This window comes from Glutamicibacter sp. NPDC087583, assembly GCF_044743685.1.
Classification (GTDB): Bacteria; Actinomycetota; Actinomycetes; order Actinomycetales; family Micrococcaceae; genus Glutamicibacter.
This window is the reverse complement of sequence record NZ_JBIUWY010000003.1, coordinates 239,798-251,630: the sequence shown is the minus strand read 5'-3', so window position 1 is coordinate 251,630 and position 11,833 is coordinate 239,798. Positions and strand designations below refer to the sequence as shown.

The 11,833-nt window shown below is 56.6% G+C and carries 12 protein-coding genes; 3 read left to right on the top strand and 9 right to left on the bottom strand.

Translation table 11 applies throughout. From position 1 onward, the window contains the following. Positions 1-6: 6 nt before the first annotated feature. Positions 7-996 carry an ABC transporter substrate-binding protein gene (locus ACIOU9_RS10350; RefSeq protein WP_105656171.1) on the bottom strand — a complete coding sequence of 330 codons (990 nt, stop codon included), beginning with the start codon at positions 994-996 and terminating at the stop codon, positions 7-9. 336 nt (positions 997-1,332) lie between these two features. Between ACIOU9_RS10350 and ACIOU9_RS10345 the strand changes: the two genes are divergently transcribed. Then, on the top strand, positions 1,333-1,833 hold the full coding sequence (locus ACIOU9_RS10345) for a DUF456 domain-containing protein (RefSeq protein ID WP_208294262.1): 501 nt from the start codon (positions 1,333-1,335) through the stop codon (positions 1,831-1,833). Here the strand turns inward: ACIOU9_RS10345 and ACIOU9_RS10340 are convergent. Genes ACIOU9_RS10340 through ACIOU9_RS10325 form a run of 4 tightly spaced genes read right to left on the bottom strand, consistent with a single transcriptional unit; the run spans position 1,830 to position 5,252 of the window. Beyond that, entirely contained in the window at positions 1,830-2,435 is a 606-nt protein-coding gene (locus tag ACIOU9_RS10340; protein ID WP_133834127.1) for a response regulator transcription factor, read from the bottom strand. The two genes, ACIOU9_RS10345 and ACIOU9_RS10340, sit on opposite strands and share 4 nt — an antisense overlap. Next, positions 2,432-3,646, bottom strand: a complete 1,215-nt coding sequence (locus tag ACIOU9_RS10335; RefSeq protein WP_105656168.1) for a sensor histidine kinase — start codon at positions 3,644-3,646, stop codon at positions 2,432-2,434. Before ACIOU9_RS10335 ends, ACIOU9_RS10340 begins: the two co-directional genes overlap by 4 nt. Next, a complete protein-coding gene (locus ACIOU9_RS10330) occupies positions 3,583-4,335 on the bottom strand; it encodes an ABC transporter permease (protein ID WP_402696850.1) in 753 nt (250 codons plus the stop codon). The genes ACIOU9_RS10335 and ACIOU9_RS10330 overlap by 64 nt, the downstream gene beginning before the upstream one ends. Next, positions 4,335-5,252, bottom strand: a complete 918-nt coding sequence (locus ACIOU9_RS10325) for an ABC transporter ATP-binding protein (protein ID WP_133834128.1) — start codon at positions 5,250-5,252, stop codon at positions 4,335-4,337. The genes ACIOU9_RS10330 and ACIOU9_RS10325 overlap by 1 nt, the downstream gene beginning before the upstream one ends. Positions 5,253-5,599: 347 nt before the next feature. On the opposite strand from ACIOU9_RS10325, the gene ACIOU9_RS10320 reads away from it, so the two are divergent. After that, the gene (locus tag ACIOU9_RS10320) at positions 5,600-6,274 is read left to right on the top strand and encodes a VTT domain-containing protein (RefSeq protein WP_365942750.1); all 675 of its coding nucleotides are present in this window, start codon (positions 5,600-5,602) and stop codon (positions 6,272-6,274) included. A gap of 3 nt (positions 6,275-6,277) precedes the next feature. On the opposite strand, the gene ACIOU9_RS10315 is transcribed toward ACIOU9_RS10320, so the two are convergent. After that, positions 6,278-6,634, bottom strand: a complete 357-nt coding sequence (locus ACIOU9_RS10315) for a DUF2695 domain-containing protein (protein ID WP_402696849.1) — start codon at positions 6,632-6,634, stop codon at positions 6,278-6,280. Positions 6,635-6,744: 110 nt separating this feature from the next. Further along, positions 6,745-7,935, bottom strand: coding sequence for a pyridoxal phosphate-dependent aminotransferase (locus ACIOU9_RS10310; protein ID WP_133834130.1), 1,191 nt, complete (start codon positions 7,933-7,935; stop codon positions 6,745-6,747). Positions 7,936-8,151: 216 nt separating this feature from the next. Between ACIOU9_RS10310 and ACIOU9_RS10305 the strand changes: the two genes are divergently transcribed. Continuing rightward, complete coding sequence (locus tag ACIOU9_RS10305; protein WP_133834131.1) at positions 8,152-8,397, top strand: hypothetical protein; 246 nt, start codon at positions 8,152-8,154, stop codon at positions 8,395-8,397. Positions 8,398-8,652: 255 nt separating this feature from the next. Here ACIOU9_RS10305 and ACIOU9_RS10300 read toward each other — a convergent pair whose 3' ends face one another. Then, the gene (locus ACIOU9_RS10300) at positions 8,653-9,288 is read right to left on the bottom strand and encodes an ATP-binding cassette domain-containing protein (RefSeq protein WP_133834132.1); all 636 of its coding nucleotides are present in this window, start codon (positions 9,286-9,288) and stop codon (positions 8,653-8,655) included. Next, a complete protein-coding gene (locus tag ACIOU9_RS10295) occupies positions 9,285-11,333 on the bottom strand; it encodes a hypothetical protein (RefSeq protein WP_133834133.1) in 2,049 nt (682 codons plus the stop codon). Before ACIOU9_RS10295 ends, ACIOU9_RS10300 begins: the two co-directional genes overlap by 4 nt. Positions 11,334-11,833: the final 500 nt, after the last annotated feature.

Genomic DNA, 11,833 nt, shown 5'->3' with positions numbered 1-11,833 from the left:
GCGTTTCTAGTAGGTGCGATCGGCCAGGACCTCGGCCGCTTCATCCTGGGTGAAGGCGGCGTCTTCAACGACGATGCGCTTCTCCACAGATTCGCCGGCTACAACCTTCTTGGCGATTTCTGCCAAATCCTCGCCCAGCAGCGGGTTGCATTCGACGATGTAGTTGATCTTGCCGTCAACCAATGCCTGCATGCCGTCCTTGACCGCGTCAATGGTGACAATCTTGATGTCCTCGCCTGGCTTCTTGCCTGCTGCCTCGATGGCTTCAATGGCGCCCAAGCCCATGTCATCGTTATGGGCGAAGACCAGATCGATATCGTCATGGGAGTTCAGGAAACCTTCCATGACCTGCTTGCCGCCTGCGCGGGTGAAGTCACCGGTCTGCGAGTCGATAATCTCGATGTCCGTTCCCTCAATGGCCTTTCCGAAGCCTTCCTTGCGGTCGATGGCCGGTGCCGAGCCGGTAGTTCCCTGCAGTTCGACAACCTTCAGGTCCTTGTCCAGATTCTCTACAACCCAGTCCCCGGCCCGCTGTCCTTCTTCAATGAAGTCGGAGCCGATGAACGAGGCAAAGAGCGTGTCATCGGTGGTGTCAACGGCGCGGTCCGTGAGGATCACCGGGATGTTGGCGCTCTTGGCTTCTTGCAGCACAGCATCCCAGCCCGTTTCTACCACTGGGGAAAACGCCAGGACGTCAACGCCCTGCGCGATGTACGAGCGCAGAGCCTGGATCTGGTTCTCCTGCTTCTGCTGGGCATCAGAGAAGCTGAGCTTGAAGCCGTTTTCTTCGGTCAGGGTGTCTTGGATGTCCTTGGTATTCGCCGCGCGCCACCCGGACTCGGCGCCAACCTGCGAGAAACCGATGGTAATGGTCTCAGAACCGGAACCTCCGCCTTCGCTGCCACTGGAATCCGAGCCGGCGCATGCGCTCATGGCTGCCATAGCTGCGATGCTGAGCGTGGCCAAGCCAGTGCGCAAAAAGGTCTGTCGTTTCATCGTGAGTTCCTCCTCGTAGGTCCCCGCCGGAAAATGGTGGAGTGAATGGTCTCCGGCACCAGAACAATGTGTCGATGGTCACAATGTTAGCGCTAACAATTTAGGGTGTGAAGAGCCTTCCGGCTTTTGATTTCTTTTTCCATTGCCAACGGGCGACGGTTTTCAATCTAAATCGATATCCGACTAGGCAAAAAGGAATCAATGAGAGAAGGGGAATTATCCGTAATTAATCAATTATTTGTTCGTCAGCTCGGCAATTCGGAACAAATACCCCTGAATTCTCGTCCTGCTTGGCAGTTCGCCTCATGTAAGGATGCAGTGTGCGAAACTGGGCATGTGGATGCACAAATTATTTACACGATCATCGCCGGGCTGCTGCTAGTCGTATCGGCATTAGGCACCATCTTCCCGGTGCTGCCCGGCTCGTTGCTGACGATCGGCACGCTCTTGGGCTGGGGCTGGCTGCTGGGTTCCGGCGCTTCCTGGTGGGCGGCCGGCCTGGGCATGGCGATCGCCCTGCTGGGCTGGTCCGCCTCTGCGATCCTGACCGGCAAGAAACTCAAGGAACATCAAATCCCCAAGGGTTCCATTCTCTTTGCGGTCGTGGGTGCCATCGCCGGTGCTTTCCTCATTCCCGTGATCGGCATGTTCGTCGGTTTCGCAGTGGGCCTATTCGCCGGTGAAAGCGTGCGCCGGCGCGAAGTCTCCGGCGCACTCGGCTCCTCCTGGGCTGCGTTGAAGGCCATGGGCCTGGGCATCGTCGTGGAATTCGGCTGCGTGCTGCTGGCCTCCTCCATTTGGGTCATCGGCCTGATTACCCACTTCGTAACGCGCTAGATCCAGCCCATCTCGCGGGCGTAGCGCGCGGCCTCGATGCGATTGGCAGTGCTGGTTTTGCCGATCGCATTGGACAGGTGGTTGCGCACAGTTCCCACCGACAGGTGCACCGCCGAGGCAATCTGCGATACCGGCGAGCCGGAGGCGGCCAGTGAAAGGATCTCGCGCTCACGCCCGGTTAGCGGGTTGCTGCGGCTCTCCACGCTAAGCATGGCACGCTGCGGATCCACTACCTTGTCCCCGCAATAGACCCTGCGGATGGCGGCAATCAGCTCGGCCGGCGGAGAATCCTTGACCAGGAAGCCGTGCGCTCCGGCTTCGAAGGCCTGGCGGAAATATCCGGGACGGTCAAAGGTGGTCAGGATCAGCACCTTCACCCCGGCGTGGCTGGCCTTGAGTTCTGCTGCGGTGCGCAGCCCGTCGTGCCGCGGCATCTGCACATCCAGCAACGCGATGTCGGCGGGGTGCGCATCCAGTGCGGCGGCGACCTCGTCACCGTCGGCGCATTGCGCAACGACGTGGATGTCTTCTTCGAGGTTCAGCAAGGCTGCCAGCGCGCCCCGGACCAGGTGCTGGTCATCGGCGATGAGAATCCGGATCACGCTGCACTCCCCTCTGCCTCGAAGGCCACTTGCACGCTGGTTCCGCCCAGCCGCGATGCCCCTACTGTACAACTGGCACCGAATTGCTTGGCGCGTTCCTGCATTCCCCGGATGCCGTGGCCTGGCGTGCTGGCTTGCAGGCCATCCCCGTCGTCATCGACGCTGACTTTTCCGGGTTCCAGATGCAGCACGATGGTGCTGGCGTGCGCGTGGCGCAGCACATTGGTGACCGCTTCGCGCAGGATCCATGCCACATGCGAACGCAGCTGCATCGGGACTTGCTCGGCGGTTCCTGCCACGGTGAACTCGAGGTTGTTGTCGTCGCACGCCTGCTGCAGCTCGGCCAGTTCCCCGGCCAGGTCCTGGCGGCTGAGCCCCTGCACCGTCGTGCGCACGGAGTCCAGCGCGTCCACGGCCAGGGCGCTGAGTTGTTCCAGTTCCCCGCGGGCCTGGGCGTACTGTTCCTGGTCCATCAGGCGCAGGGCCAGCTGCGCCTTCAAATTCAATGCGGTCAGCGAATGCCCGATGCCGTCATGCACGTCCCTGGCCACGCGTTCCTGCTCGGCGACCAGCAGGTAGTCGCTGCGGATCTTTTCTGCTGCGGCCGAGCGCCGAATGGCGGCCACGGTAATCGCGTACACCACCATCAGCACGAGGTTCAGGCCGATCAGGAAGATCGCGTCCATGAACTGCCCGTAGACGATCGGCAGCGCGAAACTGAGCACCAGCACCGCGGCGTAGGCCGCGATGGCCCACTTCCTGCTGAGCAAGAAGATCGCGAAGGAGGTGATGAAGGGGAAGAGCCCCATGGTGGTCAGCCCGATGACCGGGATGCCCAGGGCGATAATCGCGCAGAGGACCAGGAAGTTCGCATGCGCCCTGCGAGCGCTGGTTCCGCCTTGCCCGATGTTCTGGGAGAATTTGGCGTACGACTGCAGGTAGACGGCGGCGAAGAGGGCGATCAGCGCCAGGCCGATGATCCGGGTGGGCAGCGTGTAGTCTTCCACGAGAAGGTCCAGCACCGGGAAGACCAGGAAGATCACCCAGACGCCGGCGATCAGCCAGCCTCGGCGATCCCAGAATTTCTGGTCCTCGTCGATCTCGCAGAGCGGATCGTCCGCTGGCGCGGCGCCGGGCAGGTTGCGGCTCACTGGCGTGCCTTGGCCTTCCTGGTGGCGAGTACCGCGAAGAGAACGAAGATGAGTGCCCATGCCACTAGGTTAGCGGTTGGGATCCACAATGCGTCCGGGGCCATTTCGACTCCGGCGGGCATGTCCTTGAGCAATGGGTAGCGGGCCAGTGCTACGTAGCCGTACATCGGGGTGAAGCGGGCCGCGTCGAGCATGCCTCCTTCCAGGGGCATGAAGACATTGCCGAAGAAGGCGAAGAACACCATCAAGCCTGAGGCCAGGCCCAGGGCCGATTCGGATTTGAACACCATGCCCACCCCGATGCCGTAGCAGGCGAAGACCATGGCGCCGAGCAGGATGATCAGGTAGCTCGCTCCGCAGATCCACCCTTCTTGCACTTCGGCTCCAGTCGCGGCGCCCAGGGCGAAGACTACTGCTGCCGAGGCACCGGCTACCGTGGCCGCGACGATCATCTTGCTGCTGACGAACATGGCCGGCGGCATTTTGGTCAAGGCAATTTGCCTGCCCCATCCCTGCATGGTTTCGGTGGCCACGGTCCCGGCGATTGCCACAGTGCTGACCGCCGCCCCGTAGGCTGCCATGGAAATCATCAGATAGAACTTCACGTTGCCTGCGCCCAGCTCGAACTCGGTGTAACTGGGGATGTTGCCGAACAGGATGTACATGGCTGCGGGCAGCAGCAGGGCGAAGATCAGGTTGTACCCATCGCGGAAGTGCCGTGCGAATTCCACGCGGATGTAGGTGCTCATCATGATGCGTCCTTGGTCAGCTGGATGAAGGCCTCTTCCAGGCTCGGCGAGGAAATTTCCAGGTCGTAGCCCTGGTAGTCGGCGAGCAGGGCGGCCGCGAAGCGATCCGAATCGGCGCTGTGGAAAGCGAAGCGCAATCCGTTGCGTTCGGCTACCTGCACCGAATTATCAAAAGCTCCGGCTCGTTCGGCATGCTCCGCCGAGGGGAAGGAAGCGCTGACGGTGCGTCCGGAGATGAGCTTGCGCAGCTCTTCGGTGGCTCCATCGGCGACAATGCGGCCTTGGCTCATCAGCACAGTGCGTTCTGCGAAGTTCTGGGCTTCTTCCAGATAGTGCGTGGCGAAAATGACGGTGCGCCCTTCGGTGGCTTCTTCTCGCATCGTGGCCCAGAAATCCCGGCGGGCCATCACGTCCATTCCGGCAGTTGGCTCATCGAGGATCAGTACATCCGGGTCGGGCAGCAGAGCCAGAGCGAACTTGATGCGCTGCTGCTCGCCGCCAGAGCATTTGCCCACGCGCCGCTTGGCGATCTTATCCAGCCCCGTGCGTTCCATGACCGGCCCAACGCGATCTGCTTGCTCATGCATGTGGGCGATGACTGACACTGTCTCCTTGACGGTCATATCGCGCAGCAACCCGCCGGTTTGCAAGACGGCAGAGACCCGCCCAGCGGAGATGGCTTGGCGCGGATCCAAGCCGAGGATCTCCACCGACCCTCCGGTGGGTTGGGTCAGGCCCAGGATCATGTCCACGGTTGTCGTCTTGCCAGCTCCATTGGGACCCAGGAAGGCCACGATCTGTCCGGTCTGGATCTGCAGGTCAATGCCCTTGACTGCTTCAACTTTGCTGCGCGGCGTTGAGAAGGTCTTCTTCAAGCCGCTGAGCGAAACTGCATTCGTTCTAATCAGCGTTTCCATGCTTCATAGTCTTCACCCTTTGCCGGGTGTGCAGAAGAGCAGAAAGTCATGCGTTGCCCATGACCGTTGTCATGGACCGATTCCAAGTGGCTCGATGCAACCTCGCCGACTTTTACGTCGAATCCCGCTGTGAGCTTGGCAACTTGCCGCTTCCCATTGTTCCCCCGGCTCTCGTTGCTGGCCCCGTGAAAAGCCATGATCACTACGGGTCAACGAACAACTTGGAGATTTTCGCCCTTGTGGCCGGGTTGTCCCCCATCAGAGATTACGGATGGCACTCTGGGAAACTCACAGCGTACTCACGTAGGATTTTTGCTGTGCTAGATCATTCTTCGTTTCTTTCCCTTGTGACCGATTATGCGGCTCCAACCATGGGCGCGGCTTTCCTGCCCGACTGGTTGAACCCAGTCGTCTTCCTGAACAACCCCGCGCTTGGCCCATGGGTCTTGCTGCTGGTTTGCGCCATTGTCTTCGCCGAGACCGGCTTGCTGGTGGGCTTCTTCCTGCCAGGCGACTCGATGCTCTTCACCGTTGGCATGCTCATTGCCACCGGCACCATCCAGATTCCGTTGTGGCTCTTCGCCGCCGCGATCTTTGTCTGCGCCTTCGCAGGTGACCAGACCGGCTACATCATTGGCAAGAAATCCGGACCTGCCATCTTCAAGAAACCGGATTCCCGCTTCTTCTCGCAGAAGAACGTTGAGCGGGCCCACGAGTTCTTCGAGAAGTTCGGCGGCCGCGCGGTGATCCTGGCACGCTTCGTTCCAGTGGTCCGCACCTTCGTCCCGGTAATCGCTGGCGTAGCGAAGATGAACCACAAGACCTTCATCCTCTACAACCTGATCGGTGCCGCCCTGTGGGGAATCGGCGTCACATTGCTGGGTTATTGGCTGGGCCAATTCACCTGGATCGAAGAGAACATCGACCTGATCTTCATCCTGATCGTCCTCATCTCGGTGATCCCTATTGGTGTTGAACTGCTCAAGGCCCGCAAGCCGAAGAGCAAGACCCCCGAAAACTGATCTTCAAGCACTTCGGCGGCGGAACTGACCGCCGCCCCACTGTACGCCGCGGCGCATCAACCAATGTTCACATGGTTGGATTGTGCCGCGGCGTACTCCTTTGCAGACAAGATTTTCGTCATTGTCCACGGCTTGAATCGCTTCACGCGTGATCGGGCGGATGGCAGTGGCCAGCACTTCGCAGTCGCAGAATCCGCCCAGCAGCTGCATTTTCCGGTCAATCGCGGTAGCTCGCGGAGCGCTCGCATCGCGATAAGACAGGAGGGAGAGATGGGTCCCGTCGCATCCTTGCGCGCAGACCGCACGATACAAATAGCACGCAAGGCATTCATGTTCGACAGGTTCGAGTACTGCAGGCATTGGTGGCTCCTTGAAACAGTGGATGGCAGTAACGAAGCGTTACTGCCATCCACTGTCCATTTTGAAGCGCCACGCGCAGCGCATTGCTCACCTAATGTGGAAAACTAGCTTCATGCCAAGCTCTGCCGGAGGAAAGCCGCAACGCGTTCCAGGGCTTCTGCCACACGCTCATATCCGGCTGCGAAGGACAAGCGGATATACAGGTGGCCTTCGAACGGATCAAAGTCGCCTCCAGGGGTTAGTGCCACATGCGCATGCTCCAAAACCGCTTGGCAGTATTTGCCCGCAGAACCGAAATGCTCCAAGACTTCGGGGGCCAACCGGCCGTAGAGGTAGAAAGCCCCATCGGCGGGAGCTGCCTCGCTGATGCCCAGGCTGCTGAAGTGCTCCAACACGTGGGCTCGGGTGCGGGCGAACTCGGCCACGCGCTCATTGGCTTCATCGAGGCTCTGCTGTTCAAAGGCAGCTACCACCGCGCGCTGTGCTGGCGCTGGAGCGCATAAGGCGAGGTTCGAAGCCAGTGCGTCCACCGTTGGCACTAGCTCATCGGGCACGATCATCCAGCCCAGGCGCCAGCCGGTCATCCCCCAGTATTTGGAGAAGGATGAGACAACGATGGACGAGCGGGAGAACTCCCACGAGGTGTGTCCCTTGCGGTCTGGGACGAATTCAATGCCGTGATAGATTTCATCGCTAATCAGCCGAACATCATTGGCTTCGCACCAGATGGCCAAGTCCGAGAGCTCGCCGGCGCTGAACATGGTTCCGGTGGGATTATTCGGCGACGCAACAACCAGCCCATCGAGGCGTCCATGCTCCTTCTTGGCCGCCTCAAGCAGCTGCACGGTGGGCTGGTAACGCTGCGCTGCACCGGTGGGCAAGTCAATAACTTCCAACCCCAGGGCACCCAGAATATTGGCGTAGGCCGGGTAGCCGGGACGGGCCAGCGCCACCACGTCTCCGGCATCGAAGGCTGCCAAGAACGAAAGCTGGAATGCACCGGAGGAACCGGTGGTCATCACGAAGTTCTTTGCGGGGATCTGCACCCCGTAGGTGTCTTGGTAGTGCTTCGATAAGGCCTGTCGGGTTTCGAGCAGGCCCGCGGTTGAGGTGTACCCGAAGTCGGCATGCTCGGCATGCAGCTTCGCGGCCAGGTCATTCACGGCAGCCGGTGCTCCTCCACCGGGCTCCCCCACGCACAGTGAGATGACGTCGTCTCCGGCAGCGCGCATGGTGGCTACCTGATCAACAATCTGCATCACTTCAAATGGGGCTACCTGGGAACGTTTCGAGGCTTGCACTGTCGTCCTTCTTTTCACTGGTGCGCTGAAGCTATCTTTTTTCAAGGCTATCGGCTCAGCTCCCGAAGGCCACATCATCGGCCGTTCGTGACCGGTTCTGGTGGTGGCCAGTGCTCAAGAGCATTGCTGGTGACTTGTCGTGTTCAGGTAGCTAGTGGATCATGGAAGCAGACGGCAAGCCGCCAGTTATCACGGCGTAGAAAGATAGGGCATCAGATGAGCGAACAGCGCGTTTTCAAGGCAGTAGTGGGCAAGGAAGCTGGCTGGTGGAACGTTTGGGTTCCTGAGTTGGATCGCGTCACTTCTACTCGCAAGTCCCGCAAGATCGCGCCTTACACCCGGACCCTGATCGCTGCAGTGCTCGGCGTGGATGAGACCTCATTCCGGGTTGAGCGCGAACTGGTTTCCGCACCTGAATTTGAACGCCGCTACACCGAAGCTGTACGCCAGGCTAACGCCTAAGAAATCAATCGGCCTCCGTTTCCTTCTAGGAAGCGGAGGCCGATTGTTAATTGTTCTTCTTTTCGAAGGTGCGTGCTACTTATGCGCCGGAGACAGGCTTCTGTACTGAAGCACTATGCGCGATACTGTCTATTCAGCGGTCGAGGCCCCTGAGAGTAATTCCAAACTCAGTCTGCTGAATAAGTTCAATAAACAGTTTTCTACGTCCCGATGACCAGTCCATGCAGTTGTCGCTTGAACAGGGCATACCGTGTTTTACTCCAGTGAAATAATCTCTGAGCATGCATTCGCCACCGTACTTGAATGGGTAGCAATCAGCACCGAAGCTCCTTCAGAAGCGATACGTTCCAACTCGTTGAGCACCATCTGCTCATTTTCTGAGTCAAGGGCGCCTGTTGGTTCATCAGCGATAACAACGGAGGGAGCCTTAAGGATCAAACGAGCCAATGCAACTCGTTGTTGTTCTCCTCCTGATAACTGATAAACCGGTTCACGCTGACGCCGAGGTAACCCAACTCGCTCCAACGCACCATCGAAATCAGCGGATCTAACCATCGAACGACCTTTTGCCACGAGGGCAATCTCAAGGTTTTCTTGGACAGTCGCATTTTCCACTAATGCATAGTCTTGAAACATGTATCCAACAATGTCGCGTCGGAACTTGCGTTGACGCTCTGCGGACAATCTTGAGATATCCCTGCCTCCGACAAGAATCTGGCCACGGTCCAACTTATCCAGCAGACCGATGCAATTTAGCAGGGTCGATTTCCCACTTCCCGATGGACCGGTGATTGCAGTCAGCTGTCCCGCAGATACATTTATGTCTAGATCACTAAAAAGCCAACGATTTCCGAATAATTTGCTTGCCTTTGAAACTACTACGCCGGTCACGCAGTCTCCTCCGATCGGTTACGGATCAATATGTTCGTTCTACTGCGCAAGGAGATTACTAGAACCACAATATTTATCAGACATACCAGCAACACTGCCCATGGTTGCCAAATATCAATTGCAGTAGCTTGTCCATGAACTCGACCGCTCTGATCCGCTGGGGCCAATCCTATGTAGTGGATCGTCTCATTTAAAATAATTCCGAATACAACTAGTCCAGCAAGTACCACCTCGAACGAGAAAAGTTTCTTGTGAGTATTGAAGAAATCCCACCCATGAAGGTACTTCACAAGAATGAGACGCGCGTTTCCTCGAACATGAATTTGAGCCATTCCGACTGCTGTCGCCAAAAGCACGACCAAAGAGAGCAACGCTGTGACAGAGCGAATCCGCAGCTCCATGACTCTGGTTGAATATTCATCTGCAGCTTTTTGTGCAATGGGAATGTATGCGGCAATCCATGACCTTAAATACTGCGAGGGAGTCACAGCAACTGCCGTTTGGAAGTCCTTGAACAGAACTCGCCCTTGGCTTGCAAAAGCCATGAAGTCATCATCTCTAACAAGATCAGACTGAGCTCCGTACAAGATCAGCGGAACATCAGACAATGACTGCGGCCTACTTTCACCGTCAGGTTCTGGTTCATACAGGGAAAAATCCTGCTCGTCCGGAATCGTTTCGACTATTAGATTATCCGCATAATCAGGGTCAAATGACCCTCCGATTTCAAGAAGGTCAGCAATCTCCTGCTGTGACAGCTGAAGACCATCTGGGAGTAAAACTTTTACGCTTTCAGGTGGCACGTAGGAGATCTGCTTGCCATCGCTCGAAACAAGTCCGCTCTCTTTTATGTATGAATTATTGACCAGTAACGCCGTGGACAATTGACCTGTAGCACCTTCAACTTCTAGAGGAACTGCTACCAGAAGATTCCCTAAGGAGTCTTGTTCCTTGAGCCATTTTCCGGACGAATATGCGAGTTCATCTTCTTCTTCCAAAGCAGCGCTACCTCCGAACAAAATGGTTGCCGCATTTCCTGCCTTCGAAAGTTGCTGCCTCGCCTCATGGGATTCCAAGGCAACTTGCGCCGAGGCAAACGACGAAGTCACTAATGAAATTGCCACGATTAGGCCAGGAATACGGATCAGGTATGCAAGTGCGGATGCGGCCGAGAATCCCAATTTGCCCTTGATACCAGCAAGTACGTCGACTGACCAAACAACGTGCACAGCTAGCATATGAACGATGATTGCAAGAAGTACCCCAATCAGCTCTATGCAGAACCAGACTTTAAGTACGGAGCTAAATTGATTCAAGCCATTATATAGAAATAGGCCAAGTGTTCCAGAAACGATGCTCGCAACCATTACCCAAACGGCAAACGGAATCAATCTACGCAGATCATCCATAATGGCTTGGTTCTTAGACATGCCATTAAGCTGCCTAATGGAATACATCTTAATATTATTAATCGTCGTAACGGTCACCAAAAGGATCACGAGAAGAATTACCACGTAGGAAGCTGAACCGATCATTCCTGTTAGGAACCACGTGAACGCCTCCCCAAGGTGAAAACCGATCTCGCTGACTTTGACATCAAGCCCGATTCTTTCGAATTGAGCGATTAGCTCCCCGGGGGCCCCATCGTCACCAAATACGAAATACCTTCCGCGTGGATCAACCCCCGTAAGTTCTGAAGCCGAATGAACAATGGTCGAAACCGAATTACTAAAGGTTGGATACCCCTCGTTCAACCACGATTGCTCAGGACGTGACGAACCAGCCTCACTGAGATAGGCATGACGAACCTTTGGATCATGAAGATCTCTAACTTCTCTTAGGATTACGGCGTCGGCCTCCTGCGCTGCACCATTGAGCAATTCCGAAAGAGAATCACTGCCAACAGAGGCTTTTTCGCCAGAAACCTGCACGGCAACAGAACCTGGGTATGCCGATTCGTCAGCAAGAATGCTAAACATAAAACTTGCGAATGCTGCATAAAGGGAAATTACAACTACAGCAAAGCGGAAACCAGAATGCTTCATATTGGTATCACGTTGAAATCGGGAAGAGCAAGAATACCCTTCCCGACCAATCAAACTCCCTAGCAGTATCTATGGTAGGCGCGGTGAGAGCCACCCCAAGTCGAATAGACCGATTCTGCATAAGCGCGAACCCCAGGCGCTTTGCAAGCAGAGCGTTTGAGCCCGCCTATATCGCCCTCAGCAGATACTCCATGTTTTTTGAATGGATAATCCCATCTCGACCACACGTATGTTTGAGTCCAAGATTTTGACGTGGTTCCGTAATACCACTCTGTCGAGGCAACAGCAGACGCGGCAGCGGCCGGAGTGAACATTGCCGCAACAAGGGCGATCAACGAAAATTTGACGATCAACTTTCTAAAGCGAACTTTCACGCAGAAGATTCCTAATCTGAAGATGTAGTGAATGACTAACCGCAAGCCTCGTCGAGAAGCGTCCCACGAAAGTAAAACCAACAGCCGAACAATGACTTGCTGGAAAAGATTACCGTTAACTTCACA